Source organism: Gordonia sp. LMA167, from assembly GCF_058130025.1.
On record NZ_CM176708.1, the window covers coordinates 2619559 to 2641959 of the forward strand.

Annotated in this window: 18 protein-coding genes; 11 read left to right on the forward strand and 7 right to left on the reverse strand. The window is 67.0% G+C overall.

Going from position 1 to position 22401, the window contains the following annotated elements; all coding sequences use genetic code 11:
* The first annotated feature begins 28 nt into the window (after positions 1–28).
* The 4 genes from ACVT6V_RS11835 to ACVT6V_RS11850 are packed head-to-tail and all read left to right on the forward strand — an operon-like array spanning position 29 to position 3484.
* Positions 29–1255, forward strand: coding sequence for an acetyl-CoA C-acetyltransferase (locus tag ACVT6V_RS11835; protein WP_489899929.1), 1227 nt, complete (start codon positions 29–31; stop codon positions 1253–1255).
* Positions 1252–2022 carry a 3-oxoadipate enol-lactonase gene (gene pcaD, locus ACVT6V_RS11840; protein WP_489899930.1) on the forward strand — a complete coding sequence of 257 codons (771 nt, stop codon included), beginning with the start codon at positions 1252–1254 and terminating at the stop codon, positions 2020–2022. The genes ACVT6V_RS11835 and pcaD overlap by 4 nt, the downstream gene beginning before the upstream one ends.
* On the forward strand, positions 2019–2801 hold the full coding sequence (locus ACVT6V_RS11845) for a CoA transferase subunit A (RefSeq protein WP_489899931.1): 783 nt from the start codon (positions 2019–2021) through the stop codon (positions 2799–2801). Before pcaD ends, ACVT6V_RS11845 begins: the two co-directional genes overlap by 4 nt.
* Before the next feature lie 26 nt (positions 2802–2827).
* Complete coding sequence (locus ACVT6V_RS11850; RefSeq protein ID WP_489899932.1) at positions 2828–3484, forward strand: 3-oxoacid CoA-transferase subunit B; 657 nt, start codon at positions 2828–2830, stop codon at positions 3482–3484.
* Between the two features lie 128 nt (positions 3485–3612).
* On the opposite strand, the gene ACVT6V_RS11855 is transcribed toward ACVT6V_RS11850, so the two are convergent.
* The 4 genes from ACVT6V_RS11855 to benA form a co-directional block, all read right to left on the reverse strand.
* Positions 3613–6279, reverse strand: a complete 2667-nt coding sequence (locus ACVT6V_RS11855) for a helix-turn-helix transcriptional regulator (protein WP_489899933.1) — start codon at positions 6277–6279, stop codon at positions 3613–3615.
* 52 nt (positions 6280–6331) lie between these two features.
* Complete coding sequence (gene benC / locus ACVT6V_RS11860) at positions 6332–9121, reverse strand: benzoate 1,2-dioxygenase electron transfer component BenC (RefSeq protein ID WP_489899934.1); 2790 nt, start codon at positions 9119–9121, stop codon at positions 6332–6334.
* Positions 9122–9132: 11 nt separating this feature from the next.
* Positions 9133–9666 (reverse strand): benzoate 1,2-dioxygenase small subunit, encoded by a 534-nt coding sequence (gene benB, locus ACVT6V_RS11865; protein ID WP_489899936.1) that lies wholly within the window; start codon positions 9664–9666, stop codon positions 9133–9135.
* Between the two features lie 293 nt (positions 9667–9959).
* On the reverse strand, positions 9960–11345 hold the full coding sequence (gene benA, locus ACVT6V_RS11870) for a benzoate 1,2-dioxygenase large subunit (RefSeq protein WP_489899937.1): 1386 nt from the start codon (positions 11343–11345) through the stop codon (positions 9960–9962).
* 270 nt (positions 11346–11615) lie between these two features.
* Here benA and ACVT6V_RS11875 point away from each other — a divergent pair, with 270 nt between their 5' ends.
* The 6 genes from ACVT6V_RS11875 to ACVT6V_RS11900 all read left to right on the forward strand — a co-directional run bounded on the left by ACVT6V_RS11875 (position 11616) and on the right by ACVT6V_RS11900 (position 17174).
* On the forward strand, positions 11616–12587 hold the full coding sequence (locus ACVT6V_RS11875; protein WP_489899938.1) for a LysR substrate-binding domain-containing protein: 972 nt from the start codon (positions 11616–11618) through the stop codon (positions 12585–12587).
* Positions 12584–13690 (forward strand): mandelate racemase/muconate lactonizing enzyme family protein, encoded by a 1107-nt coding sequence (locus ACVT6V_RS11880; protein ID WP_489899939.1) that lies wholly within the window; start codon positions 12584–12586, stop codon positions 13688–13690. The genes ACVT6V_RS11875 and ACVT6V_RS11880 overlap by 4 nt, the downstream gene beginning before the upstream one ends.
* 2 nt (positions 13691–13692) lie before the next feature.
* A complete protein-coding gene (gene catC, locus ACVT6V_RS11885; protein WP_489899940.1) occupies positions 13693–13977 on the forward strand; it encodes a muconolactone Delta-isomerase in 285 nt (94 codons plus the stop codon).
* Positions 13978–14031: 54 nt separating this feature from the next.
* Positions 14032–14907, forward strand: a complete 876-nt coding sequence (catA, locus tag ACVT6V_RS11890; RefSeq protein WP_489899941.1) for a catechol 1,2-dioxygenase — start codon at positions 14032–14034, stop codon at positions 14905–14907.
* Between the two features lie 121 nt (positions 14908–15028).
* On the forward strand, positions 15029–16612 hold the full coding sequence (locus tag ACVT6V_RS11895; RefSeq protein WP_489899942.1) for an AAA family ATPase: 1584 nt from the start codon (positions 15029–15031) through the stop codon (positions 16610–16612).
* Between the two features lie 19 nt (positions 16613–16631).
* Positions 16632–17174 carry a molybdenum cofactor biosysynthesis protein gene (locus ACVT6V_RS11900; RefSeq protein ID WP_489899943.1) on the forward strand — a complete coding sequence of 181 codons (543 nt, stop codon included), beginning with the start codon at positions 16632–16634 and terminating at the stop codon, positions 17172–17174.
* 230 nt (positions 17175–17404) lie between these two features.
* Here ACVT6V_RS11900 and ACVT6V_RS11905 read toward each other — a convergent pair whose 3' ends face one another.
* Positions 17405–18355 (reverse strand): proline dehydrogenase family protein, encoded by a 951-nt coding sequence (locus tag ACVT6V_RS11905; RefSeq protein WP_489899944.1) that lies wholly within the window; start codon positions 18353–18355, stop codon positions 17405–17407.
* A gap of 8 nt (positions 18356–18363) precedes the next feature.
* On the reverse strand, positions 18364–19998 hold the full coding sequence (gene pruA, locus ACVT6V_RS11910; protein ID WP_489899945.1) for an L-glutamate gamma-semialdehyde dehydrogenase: 1635 nt from the start codon (positions 19996–19998) through the stop codon (positions 18364–18366).
* A 74-nt stretch (positions 19999–20072) separates the two neighbouring features.
* Here pruA and ACVT6V_RS11915 point away from each other — a divergent pair, with 74 nt between their 5' ends.
* Complete coding sequence (locus tag ACVT6V_RS11915) at positions 20073–21710, forward strand: PucR family transcriptional regulator (RefSeq protein ID WP_489899947.1); 1638 nt, start codon at positions 20073–20075, stop codon at positions 21708–21710.
* Here ACVT6V_RS11915 and ACVT6V_RS11920 read toward each other — a convergent pair.
* Positions 21693–22346 carry a PadR family transcriptional regulator gene (locus ACVT6V_RS11920; protein WP_489899949.1) on the reverse strand — a complete coding sequence of 218 codons (654 nt, stop codon included), beginning with the start codon at positions 22344–22346 and terminating at the stop codon, positions 21693–21695. The genes ACVT6V_RS11915 and ACVT6V_RS11920 overlap by 18 nt on opposite strands.
* Positions 22347–22401: the final 55 nt, after the last annotated feature.

A 22401-nucleotide genomic window follows, 5' to 3' on the forward strand; every position in this document is an offset into this window, starting at 1 on the left:
TATCGGCGAGCGTTCCTATCGTTGACGTATGACCAGCACCGCCTCCGACATCGTCATCTGTTCGCCGCTCCGCACGCCGGTAGGTCGGATGGGGGGCGCTCTCGCCCCGCTCACCGTCACCGACCTCGCCACCGGGCTGCTGCGGGAACTGGCATCCCGCACCGGACTGGGCGAGGGGGACGTCGACGACGTCATCCTCGGCCAGGGCTACGCCAACGGTGAATCGCCGGCGATCGGGCGGATCGCCGCCCTCGACGCCGGCCTGGGCGTCGGAGTCCCCGGCATGCAGGTCGATCGACGCTGCGGCTCGGGGCTGCAGGCTATCCTGAACGCTGCGTCGCAGGTCGCGACCGGGGGAGCGCGCCTGGTCGTCGCGGGTGGTGCCGAATCGATGTCCAACGTCGAGCACTATGCACTGGGCCTGCGGACCGGCATCCGGCAGGGCGGGGTCGAGCTGATGGACCGCCTCGACCGCGGCCGTCTGACCGCGGGTGGTGAGAGCCATCCGGTTCCCGGCGGCATGATCGAGACAGCGGAGAACCTCCGGGCCCGCTACGGGATCGGGCGGCAGGAACAGGACGAACTCGCCGTCACCTCGCACCAGCGGGCGATCGCGGCTCACGAGGCCGGGCGCTTCGCCGACGAGCTGGTGGCCGTGACGGTGCCCGGCAAGCGGGGCAAGCCGGACGTCGTCGTCGATCGCGATGAACACCCGCGCGCCGATGCCACCGTCGAATCGATGGGCAAGCTCCGGCCGATCCGCCTCAAGCTCGACCCCGAATCAACGGTCACCGCGGGCAATGCGTCCGGACAGAACGACGGTGCCGCCATGTGTGTGGTCACCACGCGCGCCGAAGCGGAACGTCGAGGCCTCGACCCCATGCTGGCGCTGACCTCCTGGGCGGTCACCGGCTGCGACCCCGAGACGATGGGCATCGGTCCCGTCGGTGCGACCGCAGCCGCGCTGGACCGCGCGGGCCTGACCCTCGACGAGATCGACCTCATCGAACTCAACGAGGCCTTCGCCGCCCAGGTGCTCGCCGTCCTCGCCGAATGGAAGGTCGACGCGACAGATGAACGCCTGAATCCCAACGGCTCCGGCATCTCGCTCGGTCATCCGATCGGGGCCACCGGGGCCCGCATCCTGGCCACCGCAGCCCACGAGGCGCGGCGCCGGGGCTCACGCCGGGTGCTGGAGACCATGTGCATCGGCGGCGGCCAGGGGTTGGCGGCGGTCTTCGAGGTGATCCGATGAGCGCCGTGGAGGTCGAAGCGGTCGTCAGCGGGCGGCCCGAGGGGCCCGCGGTCGTGTTGTCGAACTCGCTGGGCTCGACCTACCGGATGTGGGATGCGCAGCTGGCTGCTCTCGAAGAGCGCTTCCGCGTGGTCCGGTACAACACCCGGGGCCACGGGCAATCGCCGGTTCCGCAGGGACCGTACACGATCGACGATCTCGCCGATGACGTGATCGCCCTGCTCGACCGACTCGACATCGAACGCGCGCACATCGTCGGACTGTCGCTCGGGGGAATGACCGCCATGCGGCTCGGTGTGCGGAACCCGGAGCGGGTCGAGCGGCTTGCTCTGCTGTGCACGGGCGCCCAACTCACTCCGTCATCAGCGTGGACCGATCGGGCTGCTACCGTGCGCGAGCGGGGCAGCGGTGCCGTGGCCGAAGCCGTTGTGCAGCGCTGGTTCACTGCTGACTACCTTGCGGCACAGCCGGATTCCAAGGCCTACCACGAGCAGATGGTCGTCGACACGTCGGCCGAGGGTTATGCCGGATGTTGTGAGGCGATCGCGGTCATGGACCAACGTGCCGACCTGCCCTCGATCGTCGCACCCACGCTGGCGATCGCCGGCGCCGACGATCCGGCCACTCCGCCGCCCAAGCTCGAAGAGATCGCCGAGAGCGTGAAGAACGGCCGACTGCTGGTCGTCCCGCACTCCGCACACCTGGCGAACGCCGAACAACCCGAGATCATCACCCCAGCACTGACAGAGCATTTGGAGCACTCATGAGCATCGACAAACTGGCCGGTTCCGCCGCCGAGGCCGTCGCCGACATCCCCGACGGCGCCAGCCTCGCGGTCGGAGGGTTCGGTCTCGCCGGCATCCCGTGGTTCCTCATCGAGGCGTTGCTGGAACAGGGCGCCGGCAACCTCACCATCGCATCCAACAACTGTGGCGTCGACGGCGCCGGCCTCGGGTTGCTGCTGGAGGCACGCCGGATCGACAAGGTCATCGCGTCCTACATCGGTGAGAACAAAGAGTTCGGCCGCCAGTTCCTCGCCGGTGAGGTCACCGTTGAACTCACCCCGCAGGGCACCCTGGCCGAGCGGATGCGCGCCGGTGGCAGCGGCATCGGCGCCTTCTACACCCCGACCGGTGTCGGCACCCTCGTCGCCGACGGCGGACTGCCCTGGCGTTACAACCCCGACGGCAGCGTCGCCCTGGCCTCCGAGCCCAAGGAGGTGCGCACCTTCAACGGGCAGGACATGGTCCTCGAGGAGGCGATCGTCACCGACTACGCGTTGATCCGTGCGGCCGTGGTCGACAAGGCAGGCAACTGCAAGTTCCACGCGGCAGCCCGCAACTTCAATCCGCCGGCCGCGATGTCGGGCCGCACCACCATCGTCGAGGCGGAGAAGGTGGTCGAGGTCGGCGAGCTCGCGCCCGACGACATCCACCTGCCCGGCATCTTCGTCAAGCGCATCGTCGCCCTGACCCCGGAACAGGCGGCGCGCAAGGAGATCGAACAGCGCACCACACGTCCCCGCCCCGGCCAGACCGACGCCTGACCCGGCACACCAGTAGGAGAACTCTCATGACCTGGACTCGCACCGAGATGGCCGCCCGCGCTTCACGAGAGCTGCGGCCCGGTGACTACGTCAACCTCGGGATCGGTCTGCCGACACTGATTCCCGATCACCTGCCCGACGACTCCGGCATCATGCTGCACGCCGAGAACGGCATCCTCGGCGTCGGCCCGTATCCCTACGATGACGAGGTCGACCCCGACCTGATCAACGCCGGCAAGCAGACCGTCTCGGTCCTGCCCGGAGCGTCCTACTTCGACTCGGCGACCAGCTTCGCGATGATTCGCGGCGGTCACGTGGACGTCGCCGTGCTCGGTGGCATGCAGGTGTCCGGCAACGGGGACCTCGCCAACTGGATGGTGCCCGGCGCGATGGTCAAGGGCATCGGCGGCGCAATGGATCTCGTCAACGGGGCCGGCCAGGTCATCGTGCTGATGGAGCACAGCACCAAGAAGGGCGACCCCAAGCTGGTCGCACACTGCTCGCTGCCGCTCACCGGACGTTCCGTGGTCACCCGCGTCATCACCGACCTCGGTGTCTTCGACGTCAACGGCACCGGTTTCGACGTCGTGGAACTGGCTGACGGCGTGGACTTCGCACACGTCGAGGCCAAGACGGGCGCGCCGCTGACGGACCGCACGTCGGCCGCTGTCCCCGTCCCCTGACGGCCTGTTCCTCGGTTCTTCCCCCGGGTATCATCATATCCCCCAACTGCTTTCGGCGGATAAGACGAGACCCGGGGGAAGAACTGTGCCGAGGTCATCGGGCGACGCCGATTGGCGGGCAAGGCCGGTCACCGGCGTGCGGCGGCGAGCTCGGAGCGTGACCGCAGGCCGAGCTTCGCGTAGATCCGGGTCAGGTGGTATTGGACGGTCTTCGGCGAGATGTACAGTTCGGCGGCGACCTCCCGATTCGAGAGGCCGCGCGCGACAAGCGCGGTGACCGCTTCCTCCTGGGGGGTCAGCTCGACGATGCCGCGATCCGCGCGGGTCACGTTCAGGCCGCCCGCCTTGAGCTCGCGGTCGCAGCGCTGGACATAGGTGGTGGCACCCAGCGACAGGTAGATCTCGCGGGCGGTGGTGATGATCGCATCGGCCGCACGGCGTTTCCCCGCGCGTCGCAGGGTCTGACCGTACGCGAAGTTGACGCGAGCGAGGTCATAGCGCAATGGGAGACCGTCGAGTAATTCGAGTGCCTCCTCGAATGTCTTTCGGGCAAGTGGTATCTCGCCGGTTGCGCCGAGGAATCGCCCGCGAGCGTACTTGAGTCGTGCGCCGGCGGAACGGTGACCGCGCTCCGCCGCCCGCTGTTCGTGCGGTCGGAGCAATGCGTCCGCCGCGTCGAGTCGTCCGCCGATCACCATCGCGTTCGCCAACACGTCCACCCACGGCCAGAAGCCCGGTTCGGTGAGCGCGGGTACCTCGTCGGCCAAGCGGATCAAGGGATCGAGCACGCGCTGTACCCTGGCGTAATCTGCTGCCGCCTCCGCGATCTGGGCTCGGGCGAGCATCTCGGGAATGCGCATGATCTCGTAATCCCCGGCTCCGGTGGCGCCGAGTTCGACGCTGCGCTCGGCCTCATCCCAGTCACCGCGGAGCGAATGAATCGCCGCGGCAGTCCAATTCAACAACGGACTGGCCAGCTCGATACCACTGGCGCGGGCCAGCGAGCGGCCGGCGTCGACGGTGTGTAGCGCCTGTTCCCAATCCCCGGTGACGAACTGGGTGCGTGCCAGCCAGGCTTGCGCCCACAGTGAGATCCGTGTGGAACCGCCGAGGTTCGCCATCGACACCGCCGTTTCGAGATTGCTGCGCGCGGCGCCGACGTCATCGAGACCGAGCTGCAGCCACCCTCGACCCATCGTGGCGCGCTGGGCCTGGGCGCCGAAACGGATCCGTTCGGCAAGCCCGGCGTAGTCTGACGCCGCCTCCTGCGGGCGCCCGGACCACGCCAGGCCCAGACCCCGGATCACCGCAGCCTCCACGCCCGCGGGGGACTGGCTGCCCGCCATGGCGATCGCGCGATCGGCCCACTCCACGAGTTCGTTGCCTTGGCAACGCACCAGATTGTGCAGGACATAGCGTTGGGCGATGACGGCGGCGATGTCGGGATCACGGTCGAAATTGACGATGCCCCAGGCTCGGTCGAGACGTATCCGGGCTTCCGCCGAGCGTCCCCGGAGGATCGCGAGATATGCCAGAGACGCGTTGCGCAAAGGGGTTTCACGCATGCTCTCCACCACCGGTACCAGCGCGCCGGCATCGATGCAGTCGCCGGCCGCCAACAGTGCATCGACGGCGAGGGTTATGCGGGTGTCGCGAAGGACCGGGTCCGCGGTCAGGCGGCCGGCCTGCCGGTAGAGCCCGGCCGCCTCGGCCCATGCCCCGTCGGCGCCCCGGCGCTGTGCCAACTCATCGAGGTCGTCGGCCAGGTCCGGATCGAAGGTGGGGGTCGCGGCCACGCGATGGTGCAGTCGGCGTGCGGGGTCGGTGACGATGTCCGCGGCGCGGCGATGTGCGTCACCGACGGCACGCATGCCCATCACCTCGAGTACTGCTGCGCGGGTGAGTGAATCGATCAGGCGTGGTTCGGTTTCGGCTGGGGTGACCCCGGCGGGCCGCTCCAGCAGCCCGCTGCCGGCCGCGACGTCGAGGGCGCTGAGCGGGTTGTCGTCGATGCCGGCGAGCGCCACCGCGGCATCAAGCGGTTCGACCTCATCCAGCACGGCGAGAGCTTCGACGAGCGAACGTGCCTGCGGGGTACACCGTGTCAGCCGTTCGCGCACGTCGGCGACGGTGTGGTTGGGCGCCGGCAGCGTGTGGTCACTGCGTGCCCACACGCGGGTCGGGACCTCGTCGAAGAGGGCCAGGATGTCTCGCGGGTTTCCGCCGGTGTGCCGAACCAGGTGGTCGACCATCGACGGATGGAGCACCAGCCCCCGGATGCCGGCGAGTTCGCCGACCGCCGCACCACCCAGGCCGTCGAGGCGCATCTCGTCGGCGATCAGTCCGGGCCACAGGACCCCGGACCGCGACGTGGTCAGGACGACCAGAACCCGTAGGGACCGATGTGCGCGCGTCGTCGACAGGAGCATCTGCATCGATTCGGGATCGACGTACTCGGCGTCGTCGACGACGACGATCGCCGGCTCGGTGCCGTCGAGCCGTCCCACCAGTAGACGCGCGAGCTCGTCCGGGGATGCCGAGTCGGGGACCTGGAGCAGCTGACGCGCGACCGCGCAGGGGGAGTCGGTCTCCCAGGGCGCGGCCTGCGCCCACAACGCCCGGGTGTCGTCGTGGGCGTCGCGATGCCCGTGCCCGAGCCTTGCCACCAGGGTGGACTTCCCGATTCCGGGCTCGCCGCGGATGACGAGAAACTCGGGACCGGTGATCGACTGGGCGCGGGTGAGCAGGCCGCTGATCTCGGTATCCCTTCCCACGCACTCGGCCACGACGATCATCGCCTCATCGTATGTCCGATCCGGTCGACGCCTGCCCGAATCGGGTGCCCGGTCAGCCGAGGTCGCCGCCCGCCACCGGGAGCACGGTCCCGGTGATGTAGGACGCCTCGTCGGACGCCAGGAAACAGATCGCGGCGGCCTGCTCGTCGAGCGTGCCGTAGCGGTGCATCAACGACGCCGACAGGGTCTGGTCGATGTGCGCCTGGAACCAGTCCGCCTCGGTGGCGTTCGTGGGTGCCGGTGTGCCTCGTGAGATGCGCCGCGGGGGTGCCTCGGTACCACCGGGCGCGGTGGCCACCACACGGATTCCGGCGTCGGCGTACTCCATCGCGAGCGACGCGGTGATCGCGTTGATGCCACCCTTGGCCGCCGAGTACGGGATGCGGTTGATCCCACGTGTGGCCGCCGACGACACGTTCACGATCACGCCCGCACCCCGCTCCAGCATCGACGGCAGGGCGGCGCGACAGGCGAACAACGTCGTCATCAGCGATCGGTCGATCTCGGCGCTGATCTCCTGATCGGAGAACTCGGTGAACGGTTTGAAGTTGATCGCCCCGCCGACGTTGTTGATCAGCACATCGATGCGCCCGTAGGCGCGCAGTGCTGCCGTCACCACGGACTGCGCACCGTCGTAGGTCTCCAGATCGGCGAGCGCCGGAATGGCACCGGGACCGGTGGCGGCCAGCTCGTCGGCCAGGTCGCCCACGATGTCGGCGCGGTCGGCCAACACCACCTTGCCGCCCTCGGCACCGATGCGGCGGGCCGCCTGCTCGCCGATGCCCTGCGCGGCCCCGGTGACCACCACCACCTTGCCGGCGAATCGGCCGGGGGTGACGAAACGTGGTCTCTTCGCGGCCATCTCGTCGGCCATCGCACGTCGCATGGTCTGCTTGGAACGATCGGCGTGGGCCGAGATGAGCGCTCGCGCCGCATCGTGGTCGCCGGATTCGAACGCGGCCACGATGTCCACATGATCCTGCGCGCACAGTGGGTGGCACCAGGTCGCGTTGCGCAGCACCTCACTCATCCGGCCCTTCACGCCGAGGGCCTTGTAGGCCTCGAGCAGATGGCTGTTGCCGGTCAGCGTGAACAGGTAATCGTGGAAATTGGCGTTGGTCTCGGTGTATTCGGCGGCATCGACGAACTGGTCACCCTTCACGAACGGGAGCGTGGTCTCGGCGAGCAGACGGTATCCGGCCAGTTGCCGACTGGTCAGACGCCCGAAGGTGAGCTCGAGCGCACCGAGCTCCAGCGCTGCGCGCGCCTCGAACAGCGCGTCGGACTCGTGGATCTCCGGGTGTTCCTCGCCGATCTGGTAGCCCTCGGCGGTGACCGTCGTCGAATCCGGAGCGGCCGGGGAGTCCGGCGTCTCGGTCGACGAGGACGGCTGCTCGGGTGACGACGAAATCTCCTCTGCGACACGAGGGTGCAGTGGTGTGACGTCTCGGGGCGCGAACACCTCGTGGCCGGCGATCCCGCGGGCGGCGGCCGGGAGCAGTGTTCCCCCGTCCGGATCGAGAACGGCGTCGCCGCCGCTCGGGGACCAGACCTGCTGGCCGCCGATGCGCAGTCGCGAGTCGTCGTCTGCGGTTGCGGTCAGCGGTTCCGGCCACGGGGCGATGTCGCTGCGCGGCAGAGTGATCTGACCGGCGATGGCGCGCGCGTCGGACGCCGGGATCACGCCCTCGTCGGAGATCGCCGGCGATGTGGCAGCGGGGACGGCGTCTGCGGGTGCCTCCTCGGTGGCGGGAGCCGCACCGGCCGGGACCGCGAGTGCGAACTTCTCGTAGTAGAAGCCGGTCGGCTCGATACCGGCGTCGGCGACGTGTTTGCGCACCGACTCCACCATCGGTGGCGGTCCACACAGATAGATGGCGACGTCGCCGTCGTAGAGGTGGCCGGGTTCGATCAGGCTCATCACGTAGCCCTTGTTGACCGCTGTGCTGGCCGGATCGGAAACGCAATGGTCCCAGGTGAATCCGGGTAGCGCGCCGGCGAAGAACTCGATGTCGTCGAGTGCGACGAGGTCGGTGTCGGTGGACACGCCGTAGATCAGGTGCACCTTGCGGCGACTGTTGTCGTCATGCAGTTTGCGCAGCATCGACAGGATCGGGGCCAGGCCGGTGCCGCCGGCGAGCAGCAGGACCGGGCGGGTCGCCTCCCGCAGGAAGAATGAACCGTGCGGGCCGGTGAAGGTGATCGATTCGCCGCGGGTGGCCCGTTCGGTGAGGTAGGTCGACATCGCGCCGCCCGAGGTCAGCTTGACCAGGAAGACGAGACGTTCCTCGTGCGGCCCGTTGGCGAAGGAGTAGGAGCGAGACAGCAACCCGCCCTCACCGTCGTCGGTGCCCGGAACGGCGATGTTCACGTACTGACCGGGGAGGAAAGCCAGATCACCGCGGTTGGGGATCTCGATGCCCACCCGCATCGTCGACTCCGAGAGCCGATCGAGATCGACGATCGTGCCGGTGAAGGTGGCCGCCTGGGTCTTGGCGATGTCCGAGGTCGCCGAGATCTGCAGCACCAGATCGGATTGCGGTTTCATGCAGCACGGCAGCGCGTAACCGGCGTCCGACTCGTCGTCGGTCAGGGCGTCTTCGATGTAGGTGCCGCCGTCGTACTCGCCGGACTCGCAGAACGCCTTGCAGGTGCCACAGGCCCCGTCGCGGCAGTCGAGCGGGATGTTGATGCGTTGCCGGTAGGAGGCGTCGGCGACGGTCTGGTCCTCGCGGCAGGTGATGAACCGTGTGACCCCGTCCTCGAAGGCGAGGGCGACCTGGTGCGTGCGGGAATCGGCACTGCTCGACGCCGCGGCGTCGCGGTCTGTCGTGACGGTCATGGGGTGGACTCCTAGAAGTGGTAGATGTCGACCACGTGGTGGATGTAGTCGTTCTTGAGCACGATCGTCTTGCGCCGGATCAACGGTTGCTCACCGGAGAAATCGATCGTGTAGAACGAGGTGCCGTAATACGGGTCGACGGTGTTGTACCGGAAATACATGGTGTGCCAGTTGAATCGGACGTCGACGAGATCGCCACGCCGTTCGATGACCTCGACATTGGTGATGTTGTGGCTCGTGCGTGGTTCGGGCAGCGAGGTCGCCGAGGAGCGCTCGGTCCGGATGCGGAACACCCGGTCCTCGAGTCCGCCCTTGTTCCCGTAGTAGATCAGCGAGATCTCGCGTTGTGGGTTTTCGGTGAGCCGGTCGGAGTCGTCCCAGGACGGCATCCAGTAGACGACGTCGTCGGCGTAGCACTCGAGCCATTTCTCGAACTCACGGTCGTCGAGGTAGCGGGCCTCCCGGTAGAGGAATTGCTCGATCATGTTCTGGGTGATGAGCTTTTCGGAACTGGTGGATTGGTTCGCGGGCTGCGTGGTGGTCATCGGGTGATCCTGTTCGGAGTGTCTCGGGTCTCGGGTCTCGGGTCTCGATACGCCCTCGGCTGGCGCCTCGGGCTACTCGACCAGCGGATTGGAGAGTGGCGGCTTCCGCGGATCGAGTAGTAGCGAACGGAGTGAGTCGCGTATCGAGATCGAGGGTGGCGTGGTCTCGATACGCCCTCGGCTGGCGCCTCGGGCTACTCGACCAGCGGAGGGGCTGGCGCCTCGGGCTACTCGACCAGCGGAGGGGCTGGCGCCTCGGGCTACTCGACCAGCGGAGGGGCTGGCGCCTCGGGCTACTCGACCAGCGAATGGTTGGCCCCTTCCGCGGCGTCGGCCGCTTTGCGCATCGTCTCCAGCCAATAGCCGTGCTGCACCGGATAGAGACCCTCGTCCTCGTTCTTGACGCCGGCGGAGATGACGCCCGTCATGCCCAGGGTTTCCGCGACGGGATCGGGTCCGGTCAGCCAGTGCTCGGCGCCACGGCTCATGTCGTTCCACGGTGCGGCCTGGGCGCGGAAGGTGAGCTGGCAGGAGCGGAACTCTTCCAGATCGTCCGGGGTCGCCATCCCGGACGCGTTGAAGAAGTCCTCGTACTGGCGGATGCGATGTGCGCGGGCGGCATCGCTCTCACCCTTCGGTGCGATGCAATAGATCGTCACCTCGGTCTTGTCCGGTGCGATCGGCCGGAAGTGACGGATCTGCGTCGAGAACTGGTCCATCAGATACACATTCGGGTACAGGCACAGATTGCGTGACCCCTTGACCATGAACTCGCCTTTGGCGTCTCCGAATTTCTCCTTCAGCTCGTCCATCTTGTCCCACAGCGGCCGGTCTTGCGGGTTGGCCGCCCAGGTCCACAGGCAGAGATGGCCATTCGGGTACGACCAGTAGCCACCACCGGATTTGCCCCAGCCGCCGGCGTCGAGTGCCTTGGTGTCGTTCTTCGATTCGCCGGTGCTCCGGCGCGACGTGGTCGCCGCATAGTTCCAGTGTGTCGCGGTGACGTGGTAGCCGTCGGCGCCGTTCTCCGCCTGCACCTTCCAGTTGCCGTCGTAGGTGTAGGTGGACGCGCCGCGCACCACCTCGAGGCCCTCGGGGGACTGGTCGACCAGCATGTCGATGACGAGTCGGGTGTCACCGAGGTGATCGTCGAGCGACGCAACGTCGTCGTTGAGGCTGCCGAACAAGAATCCGCGGTAGCTGTCGAACCGGGCGACCTTGGTGAGATTGTGGGAACCGTTGACGTTGAAGGTGTCGGGGTAGCCGGCCCCTTCGGGGTCCTTCACCTTGAGCAGGGTGCCGTCGTTGCGGAAGGTCCAGCCGTGGAACGGGCAGGTGAGGGTCATCCGGTTGTCGGTCTTACGACGACAGATCATCGCCCCGCGGTGCGCGCACGCGTTGATCAGGCAGTGCAGCTCGCCATCCTTGTCGCGGGTGATCATCACCGGTTGCCGGCCGATATAGGTGGTGAAGTAGTCGCCGGGGTTGGGCACCTGGCTCTCGTGGGCCAGGTAGATCCAGTTGCCCTCGAAGATGTGCTTCATCTCGAGTTCGAAGATGTCCTCGTCGGTGAAGATGCGACGATTCGCTCGGTAGACGCCGGATTCCCGGTCGTCGATGACCGCATCGGACAGGATCGACTGCACATGCTGCAGGTTGTCGGTGATCGACGCGGTCATATTTCTACCTCCAGGTGGTCTGTGGGCTGTCCCTTGACTCTGGCACCGCGTGTTGCCGATCACACCAGGGCAATTCCCAGTCCTGACCAAGCATCCTATTGATCGATGAGATTGATCAATAGAGAGAATCTGTGTCCTTGTGTCGTATGTATGGCGGATCTACCGTGGATGCAGACGTGGTGCCGGTCACAGTGATCGCCACGTGGCGACGAGGCAGACCGGACGAGACAGATCGACGGCGAGACGCAGTACAGGAGGTGCGCAGCGACCATGGAGCTCCGCCATCTTCGCTACTTCGCAGCCGTCGCCCAGACCTGCCATTTCGGACAGGCCGCGACACAGTTGCATGTGGCTCAGCCGGCGTTGTCGTACACGATTCGCCAGCTGGAGTCGGAACTCGATGTCACCCTGTTCACCCGGACCACCCGCCAGGTCGCACTGACGCCCGCCGGGGAATACCTCAAGGTCGAGGCCGAGCGCATCCTGGCCGGTGTCGAGGATGCCGTCGACGGCGTGCGCCGCATCGCGGCGGGTCGCAGCGGCCTGGTTCGGCTGGGGATGACCGGGATCGCCGCGTTCTCGCACCTGCCGCGGATTGCGCGGGTGATCAAGCGCGAGCTGCCCGACGTCGACCTGGCGATCCAGTCCGACATGCTGACGCCGGTCCAGTGTGAGGCGCTGCGCGATTTCTCGCTCGACCTCGGTGTGCTCCGCCCGCCCGTGGTGGGTGACGAGGTCGCGATGCGCACCATCGACATCGAGCCGATGGTGCTGGCCGTCTCGGCGGATCATCGACTCGCGGTCGAACCGGTGGTATCGGTCGAGGACCTCCGCAACGAGCTGTTCGTGATGTACGACAGTCGCGATTCGGCCGTCAACGATGCCGCCATCCGGACCTGCCATCGCGCGGGGTTCGTTCCCCAGCGCGCCCACGAGGCGCCCGGGACGGCGGTGCTCCTCGCGCTCGTCGCCGCCGGACTCGGGGTCGCCGTTCTGCCGGCCTCGGTGCGATCCCTGCCGCTGGACGGCCTGGTCATCCGAGACCTGGTCGACGGCGGCACCGTCGAACTCGCGCTCGCCTGGCGCAGCGATCAGGACAACCCGGTCGTCGAGGCCGTCGCAGCCGTCATTTCTTCCGCTTTCACCGTTCGGACCGACGTCGCGGCCCCGGTTGGAACCGGTCCCGCCGGGATCGGCTTCGCAGGCCTGCCGTCGGATCCCCAGTTTGGAGAACACCTATGAAAATCACTGCGGTCGAGGCGATCCCCTTCGCGATTCCGTACACGAAGCCGCTGAAATTCGCTTCCGGCGAGGTGCACGCGGCCGAGCACGTGCTGGTGCGGGTGCATACCGACGACGGGATCGTCGGTGTCGCCGAGGCGCCGCCGCGCCCGTTCACCTACGGCGAGACCCAGGACGGCATCGTCGCGGTCATCGAGAAGGTGTTCGCGCCACAGGTGATCGGTCTGCCCCTGCTCGAACGGGAAGTGGTGCTGGGCCGGGTGTCGCGGACCGTCGGGAACCCGACGGCGAAAGCGGCTCTGGACATGGCGATCTGGGACGCCCTGGGCAAGTCGCTGGGCCTGCCGGTGGCCGAACTGCTCGGCGGTTTCACCGACCGTATGCGGGTCAGCCACATGCTCGGCTTCGACGACCCCGCGACGATGGTCGCCGAGGCCGAGAAGATGCGCGACACCTACGGGATCAGCACCTTCAAGGTCAAGGTCGGTCGCCGGCCCGTGTCGCTGGACACCGACGTCGTGCGCGCCCTGCGTGACCGGTTCGGCGACGACATCGAACTGTACGTCGACGGCAATCGCGGCTGGACGGCGTCGGAATCGTCACGCGCCATGAAGGAGATGGCCGATCTCGGGCTGCTGTTCGCCGAGGAGCTGTGCCCGGCGGATGACGTGATGAGCCGACGCTGGCTGGTCGGACAACTCGACGTTCCCTTCATCGCCGACGAATCCGTGCCGACTGCAGCCGATGTCACGCGCGAGATCCTCGGAGGCTCGGCGACCGCGATCAGCATCAAGACCGCCCGCACCGGTTTCACCGCGTCGCAGCGAGTGCATCACCTCGCCGAGGGGCTCGGCGTGGAAGTGGTGATCGGCAACCAGATCGACGGACAGGTCGGCACCGCGTGCGCGCTGGCGTTCGGCACCGCATTCGCATCGACGTCACGCTATGCCGGCGAACTCTCGAACTTCCTCGACATGAGCGACGATCTGCTGGCCACGCCGTTGCAGATCAGCGATGGCCACCTGCACCGTTCATCAGCCGCCGGGATCGGTTTCGAGATCGATCCCGACAAACTCGACCACTATCGACTCGATCGGAGCTGACGATGCTGTTCCACGTCCGCATGGATGTCAACATCCCGCACGATCTCGACGCCGAGACCCGGGCCGAGACCGTGGCCCGGGAGAAGGGCTACTCGCAAGACCTGCAGCGCAGCGGCAAATGGCCACACATCTGGCGCATCGTCGGCGAGTACTCCAACTATTCGATCTTCGATGTCACCGACAACGACGAACTGCACGAGATCCTTTCCGGATTGCCGCTTTTTCCCTACATGAACATCTCGGTGACCCCCCTGGCCACCCATCCATCGGATATCGCTGCGGGCTGAGTCGGCCCTCACCCACAGCGTCAGCCCAAGGCCACACAAGAAGGAGCACGACCCATGACCGACATCAGTTTTGACGCCGAAGTCACCGCGAAGGCCGCCGAATCCGGCGCCAACGCCTCGGCCCGATTCCGCGAACGCATGGAATCGGCGGGAACCCGGGCCGGCGTCGTCGACACCGAGCGCGTCAACTACCTCGCGTCCAAGGTCATCAAGGGCCTCAACGACATCATCATCGAGGACAAGGTCAGCTACGAGGAGTACAACGCTCTCAAGGCATGGCTGATCAAGGTCGGCGAGGACGGCGAGTGGCCGCTGTTCCTCGACGTGTGGCTCGAGCACTCTGTCGAAGAGGTCGCCAGCGCGCACCGCGAGGGCAGCAAGGGCACCATCGAGGGTCCGTACTACATCGACGGCTCACCCGAGCTGTCATGGAACGGCACCATCCCGATGCGCGACGACGAGCCCGGTACCCCGCTGGTGTTCGCCGGTCAGGTGCGAGCCGTGGACGGCACGCCGCTGACGGGCGCGAAGATCGAGCTCTGGCACGCCGACGATCTCGGCTTCTACTCGCAGTTCGCCCCCGGACTTCCGGAGTGGAATCTGCGTGGCACCTGGACCGCGAACGAGGACGGACGCTTCGAGATCCACACCCTGCGTCCCGCGCCCTATCAGATCCCGACCGACGGAGCCTGCGGCCAGCTCATCGCCGCCGCCGGCTGGCACGCATGGCGTCCGGCGCATCTGCACTTCAAGGTCAGCGCCTCCGGCTACGAGCTGATCACCACCCAGCTCTACTTCCCCGGCGACCCGCACAACGACGACGACATCGCATCGGCCGTGAAGCCCGAGCTCATGCTCGACCCGCACGACAACCCCAACGGTGAGGGCGTCGCCGTCGACTACGATTTCGTGCTCGACCCCGAGCACTGACACGTCGCGTCACCCTCGGTCGATCTCCGCGCTCACGCTGCGGAGATCGACCGACTCGTGACGGCCGCCGGCCGGAAGCCGTCACGAACAGCTCGAAACCCATGCTCGCCGAAGGACCCTCATGCTCGTCGCACCCACCACGCTGGTCGCCGCCACCGCATCGGACGATCTCGCACCCGCCCGCCGGCAGGCACAGTCGTGGCGTTCACCAGAGATCGCGATCGCCGATCGCGACCTGACCGATGCGGCGCTCGCCGACCTCGTGGCCACCGCGGAGTCCACCGGCGAGGATTCGTTCGCGCGGGCGGTGACCGCGATTCAGTCGGCCCGTTCCGGACGCTTCCCACGGATTCCCCATATCGACGCGGCGACCGAGATCTTCCACAGCTTCTTGCGGCATGACCTCATCGACGGATGGCTCTACGTCCGTGAGTCGGATGGCTATCTGCACCCGTACCTCGTCATGGACATCACGATGGAGCATGCCGACCGCACGCATGGCCCACGGATCAAATTCACGATGGAGGCGGACAACGCCACGGTGAAGCGCCCGTCGCGCAAACCCCGGGTGCTGTATTTCGAGGAGACCGAAGTCGTCGGCAAGGTACCTGCCGACGTCCTGGTCGCCGGTGGCGCCTACAAGGAGTCGCCAGAGCTCAAGGCGGAGTACCAGATTCGCCGTGACGAATATCAACGGATCATCGACGAAGGATTCGGCAAGCAGTTCAGGTTCACCGGCCGGGTGATCCGTACCGACGACTACCGTTCGCCGAACAAGCGGGAGAACCGCAAGGTGGTTCACGACGTTGCACCCGGGGAGATCGCGGCCCTGCGGTTGGTGGCGTCGTCGATCCTGTTCGACGGCGATGACTACGGCCCGGTTCCGGTGATCACCGCCGTGCGGGTCTTCGACCTCGGCGCCCAGGACTTCCTGGATGTGAACACCGGAGACCTCACCGACTACGTCTACGATCCTCACCTGCAGGACAAGTTGGTGCTGCCCGAGGAACAGCGCGAGTTGCTCAACATCCTCACCACCGACATCACCGTGTTCACCGGCGACATCATCGACGGCAAATCCGCGGGCAACGTCATCCTCGCCAAGGGCCGGCCAGGCGTCGGGAAAACTCTCACCGCCGAGGTGTATGCCGAGGTCACCGGCCGTCCGTTGTATTCCATCCACTCCGGCTCGTTGGGGGTCACCCCGGAACTGGTGCGCAAGAACCTCGAGGTGATCTTCGATCGCGCCAAGCGCTGGGATGCCGTGCTGCTGCTCGACGAGGCCGACGTCTTCGTGATGGAACGTGGCCTCGATCTGTCCCAGAACGCGATCGTCGCCGAGTTCCTGCGCACCCTCGAGTACTTCGACGGCCTGCTGTTCCTCACGACGAACCGCATCGACGGTGTCGACGAGGCCATCCTGGCCCGATGTGCGGCGGTCATCGAATACCAGCCACCCGGTCCGAAGGATGCGCGTCAGGTCTGGCAGATTCTCGCGGCCGGCAATGACGTTCTGCTCGGTGAGGACCTGCTCGACGACCTCGTGGGCGGCTTCCCGGACATCACACCGCGCGACATCAAGATGTTGCTGCGGATGGCGTTGCGAATGGCCCGGCACCGCGGTACCGAACTCGACGCGTCGGTGTTCGCTGCCGGCGCGGTGTTCCGAGGATTGCACTACGTGCCGGTGGCCGAACGGCGCTGACGCCCTACCCTCGGAAGTTGTGGAGTACCGATTCGAGATCGTCTCGTTGTTGGTGTCGTCTCGGCACGCCTATTTCGGGCGTCCGAAGGACGGACCGGCCGGCGAGGTCGAGACCCTGACCCCGGACGGGGTAGAGATCGTCGCCGACAAAGGGATTCGGGGCGACCGGTTCTTCGGGGTGCGTGCTCATACCGAGGCCGCGGTGACGTTTCTCGCCCTCGAGGCGTGGCATGCGGCTGCCGGCGATGTGAACCCGTCGGTCGCGCGGCGCAATGTCGTCGTCCGCGGCCTCGAGCTCGATCCGTTGCGTGGTCGGGAGTTCGAGCTCGACACGGGTGACGGGCCGGTCCGGTTTCGCGGTGGTCGCCCCGCGCACCCGTGCTCGTGGATGGACACGGTGGCCGGCGAGGGTGTGCGCAAGGCCCTCATCGGGCGCGGTGGCCTGCGGGCACAGCCGTTGACGTCGGGCATCCTGCGGGTCGGACCGGCGGTGATCCGCACCGATGCCGAACTCGATGCCGCGCGCGCGGCCGACCAGGTGCGGCGCGCTCAGCCGTCGTAGGCCAGAGTGCGTGCACTCCTGGTGATCTCGATACGGTTCCTCGCCTAGCGGCTCGTCGCCTACTCGATCAGCGGTGGGTGTGGTGATCTCGATACGGTTCCTCGCCGCCGGAGTCGGAGGCTGCGCCCTTCGCTGGTCGAGTAGCCCCTGGAGTCGGAGGCTGCGCCCTTCGCTGGTCGAGTAGCGCCGGGCGAGCTTGCGAGTCCGGAGCGTATCGAGACCACGTGCGGTCAACCTGCCAGCGCGCGCAGGAAGAACCCGAGGTTGGCCGGCTTCTCGGCGAGGCGGCGGACGAAGTAGCCGTACCATTCGCTGCCGTAGGGGATGTAGACGCGGACGCGATGCCCTTCGGCGGCCAGGCGCTGCTGTTCGTCGGTACGAATGCCGTAGAGCATCTGGTGTTCCCATGAGTCCGACGACCGCGAGAACTCGGCAGCCAGCTCATGCGCCGCCCCGATCATGGTCGGGTCGTGACTGGCGACCATCGGATATCCGTTGCCCTTCATCAGAATTCGCAGGCAGCGGAGGTACGCCTCGTCGATCTGGCCACGATCGGTGAACGCCACGGTCGGCGGTTCCGCATAGGCGCCCTTACATAGGCGGATCCGTGCCCCGGATGCGGCGAACTCGCGGCAGTCGTCCTCGGTGCGGCGCAGATAGGCCTGCAGCACGGTGCCCAGATCGTCGAACTCGTGGCGCAACGACCGCACGATGTCGAGTCGCTCGTCGACCGTGTGATGGTCCTCGGCGTCGATGGTCACCGACGCCTCCGCCGCACGCGCCGCCGCACAGATGGTGTGGGCGTTCTCCTCGGCGATCTTTCGACCGTGCCGTGGCAACGACTGGCCCAGGGCGGTGAGCTTGAGCGACACCTCCAGGGCATGCGGCACGCTCGTCGTCAGTCCGGACATCGATCGCAGCAGAGACAGATACGCCTCGACGGTCGCCGTTGCGCTCGCCTCGTCGGTGGTGTCCTCGCCGAGGTGGTCGATCGACACCGCCAAGCCGGAATCCAGCGACGTCCGGATCGCCGACAGCACATCGGCTTCGGTTTCGCCCGGGACGAAACGCTCGACCACGCGCTGGGTCATTGTCAGGCGTTGCGAGGTCTCCTTGATGCGATCGCTGCCCGCCGCCGCGGTGATGATCGGGCGCAGGGCGGTGTCGAAGAGTTTGCTCATCGCGGGTGTCACTCCTTCGCCATGTGCGGGTAGTCGGATGCGGTGGGCGGCACGAAGGTCTCCTTGATCGTGCGCGTCGAGGTCCAGCGCATCAGGTTGGCTTTCGACCCGGCCTTGTCGTTGGTGCCCGAGGCGCGGGCACCGCCGAATGGTTGTTGTCCGACGACGGCTCCGGTCGGCTTGTCGTTGATGTAGAAGTTGCCGGCCGCTTGACGCAGGGTCGCGGCCGCCGCGTTCACCGCGTCGAGGTCGGTCGCGATGATCGATCCGGTCAGCGCGTACTTCGCAGTGGAGTCGACGAGTCGGAGCGTCGAGTCGAAGTCGGCGTCGTCGTAGACGTGCAGCGACAGCACCGGACCGAAGTACTCGGTGGAGAAAGCCTCGTCGGTCGGGTCATCGGACAGCAGCACGGTGGGCCGGATGAAGTAGCCGACGCTGTCGTCGCAGTGTCCGCCGACGGCGACGGTCATGTGCGGAACCGTCTTCGCGCGGTCGATGGCCGCCACATTCTTGTCGAATGCCCGCCGATCGATCAGCGCACCGCCGAAGTTCGACAGGTCGTGCACATCGCCGTAGGTGAGCTCGCTTGCCTCGGAGAGGAAGTCGTCGCCCATCTTCTCCCACACCGACCGCGCCACATAGGCCCGCGACGCGGCCGAACACTTCTGTCCCTGGTACTCGAATGCGCCGCGCACCAATGCTGTGCGTAGGACATCCGGATCGGCCGAGGAATGCGCGACGATGAAGTCCTTGCCGCCGGTCTCGCCGACGAGCCGCGGATAGTTGCGGTAGCGGTCGATGTTGGCACCGACCTCGCGCCACAGGTGCTGGAAAGTCCTCGTCGATCCGGTGAAGTGGATGCCGGCGAGATGTTCGTCGGCCAGTACCACCTCCGACAGTTCGGCTCCGTCGCCGTGCACCAGGTTGATGACACCGTCGGGCAGGCCGGCCGCCTGCAGCAACTGCATGGTCTGTTGCGCGGCGAAAGCCTGTGTGGGCGATGGCTTCCAGATCACGGTGTTGCCCATGAGCATCGGGGCCGTGGGCAGGTTGCCGGCGATGGCGGTGAAGTTGAACGGGGTGATCGCATACACGAACCCGTCCAGGGCACGGTGGTCGATCCGGTTCCACACCCCGGGCGACGAGATCGGCTGCTCGGCGAGGATCTCGCGCGCGAAGGCGACGTTGAACCGCCAGAAGTCGATGAGCTCACACGGTGCGTCGATCTCGGCCTGCTGCACGGACTTCGATTGCCCCAGCATCGTTGCTGCCGCGATTCGTTCGCGCCAGGGGCCGCTCAGCAGGTCGGCGGCTCGCAGCAGTACGGCGGCGCGCTCGTCGAACGAGGTGGCCGCCCATCCGGGTGCCGCGGCCCGGGCTGCCGCGACGGCGGCCCGTCCGTCGTCGTGGGTGGCAGTGCGGATGACGCCGAGCACCTCGTGATGCGCGTGCGGCTGGACGACGTCGACCCGCTCGCCGGTGCCGGCATGTTCCTTGCCGCCTATGACGTGGGGCAGGTCGACGGGCTCGGCCGTCGACTGGCGATTGAGTTCATCGAGGATGCGCCCACGTTCGGCGGTGCCCGGGGCATAGGAGTGGACTGGTTCGTTCGATGGTCGTGGGGGTGTGGTGATGGCGTCCATACAGGCAGTTCATCGTGCTTCGGCCCGCCAGTACATGGCCGATGGGACAACAAAGGAGGTTAGGCTTTGTCTGTATGAACAACGGTGTCGAATTGGGTCGTCTCCTCTTGGCCCTCGATCGGACGGTCGCGACGTTGTCGACCGCCCCGAACGGCCTTGACCAGGTGGTCTCGTCGGCTGCACTGCTCGATGTCGACGACATCCACCTCGGTCTGGGCCGCGCCGCCCGCGGCGCCGAGCTGTTCCTGTTCGTCGGGGTGCCCGACGACGTGGTCCTGACCTGGCTGTCCGGATTGGGCACACATCAACCGGTGGCGATCCTGTGCAAGTCGCCGTCGGACCGTCTCGTCGAGCGGGCCGGGGCTGTCGGGGTCGCCGTGATCGCCATCGACCCACACGCTCGCTGGGAACGCATCTACCACCTGGTGATGCGTGTGCTCGAAGGAGTCCCGTCGCTCGCGGAGTCGGGACTCGGCGGCGATTCGATGCGGTCGGGGACCATCGGCGATCTGTTCGATCTGGCCGGCGAGGTCGCGCGACGCACCGGCGGTCTGGTCAGTATCGAGGACGAACGTTCACATGTGCTCGCCTACAGTACGGCCGGCGACGAAGCCGACGAGCTGCGCAGGCTGTCCATCCTGGGCCGCGAGGGACCGCCGGAGATGCTTGCGTGGCTGCGTCAGTGGGGTGTGATGGACGCCCTTCGGACGTCGAACGACGTGATCGTCGTCGACGAACGCGCCGATCTGGCGTTGCGTCCCCGAAGGGCGATCGCGATCCGCCGACCGTCCTCAGGCGAGTCAGGCGAGTTCCTCGGCGTCCTGTGGTTGCAGGAGGGGCGAGTCGCGTTGGCAGCCGACACCGATGAGGTGCTGAAGGGCGCCGCAGCCGTTGCGGCGCGGATGATCTCACGCCGACGTGCTGCCGGCACCGCGCACGACGATGTCGTCCGGCGGCTGCTGGGCGCGCGGGGAGAGGTGGTCGACGCCGACTACCTCGGCGGACAGCTCGGTATCGCCGTCGACGTCGCGGTCACCGTGGTCGGCTTCGCTCCGACGGACGCGGCGTCGAAGTCGTTGCGTGCGTTCGGTGCTCCGGGCCAGGTGTCCGCACTCACGCTGCACGCCAGCGCGTTGAGCCCATTGTCGGTGACGGCGACGATGGGGGAGCGCGCCTACGTCATCCTGCCGAAGGTGGACACCGATGCGGCGGTGGCCTGGGGCCGCTCGGTTGTCGGCGCGGCCGAGCGACAGTTCGGCGTGAGTTTGCGTGCCGTCGTCGCTGGGCCGGAGCGTGGCCTGCACGCCGTGCCCGACTTGCGCACCCAGGTGGACCGGGTGCTCGACGCCGCCGAGCGCGAGGGCGAACTGATCGCGGATGTGACCACGGTCGGTGCGTCGCAGACCGGAGTGCTGCTCGGTGAGATCGTCGCCCATCTGACGGCCAATCCGGAACTCGTCGACACCCGTGTTGTGGAGCTCGCAGAACTGGATGCGCAGACAGGTAGCGAGCTCACCGCGTCGCTACGGACCTACCTCGACAACTTCGGCGACGTCCGGTCGGCGGCCGCGGAACTCCACGTCCACCCGAACACGCTGCGCTATCGCGTCCGTCGGCTGCAATCGGTGACCGGGATGGATCTCGACGACCCGGCCACCCGCCTCGTCGTCGCACTGTCTTTGCGGGCCATCGGATCAGGGGGGAGTGTGTGACGTGACCGAGGTATGCGGGCCGGGATCTGGTGTGCTGTCCGTGCCGAACGCGTCCGGTGGTGTGATGGCACCCTCGTCGGGGCTCACGCCGCTCCAGTCCGCGGTGGCGGCCTCCGCCCACGCAGCCCATCGCGCGAGCGCCGAGGCCTGCTCGGCGAACCAGCGTTGCGCCAGTGCGATGATCGGCAAGCGGTCCGGGAAAGGGCCGCCGGTTTCCGCGTATTCCCGCGCGCGCTCCTCACTTTGCGCGACCTCGGACAGCGCGTGCTGTCCGATCGCCGCGATGTTGGCGCGCAGTCCGTCGAGGGAGCCGTGGTCGGCGAAGGCCACTTTGAGCAGACCCTCGAACTCGGTTCTCGGCGGCGCACCCGGTTCGTCGAGCCAGGCGTGCAGCGCTCGTCGACCCTCCGGCGTGATCGAGTACACGGTGCTTCGACGATTGCCGGTGTGCTCGGTTCGGGAATCGGCCAGGCCGAGCGTGACGAGACGTTTGGGTTCGTCGTAGACGACGCTCTCGGCTCGCGGCCACATCGCGCCCACACTGCGCTCCATCTGCCTGGCCAACTCGTACGTGGTCCATGGTCGCACCGCGAGTAGGCAGAGGATGGCATACGAGGTCGTCGTCGGCTTGGTCATGAACGACTCCTTCCACGATACTCCGATCCGGAGTATCGTGGAACACATCAGACGT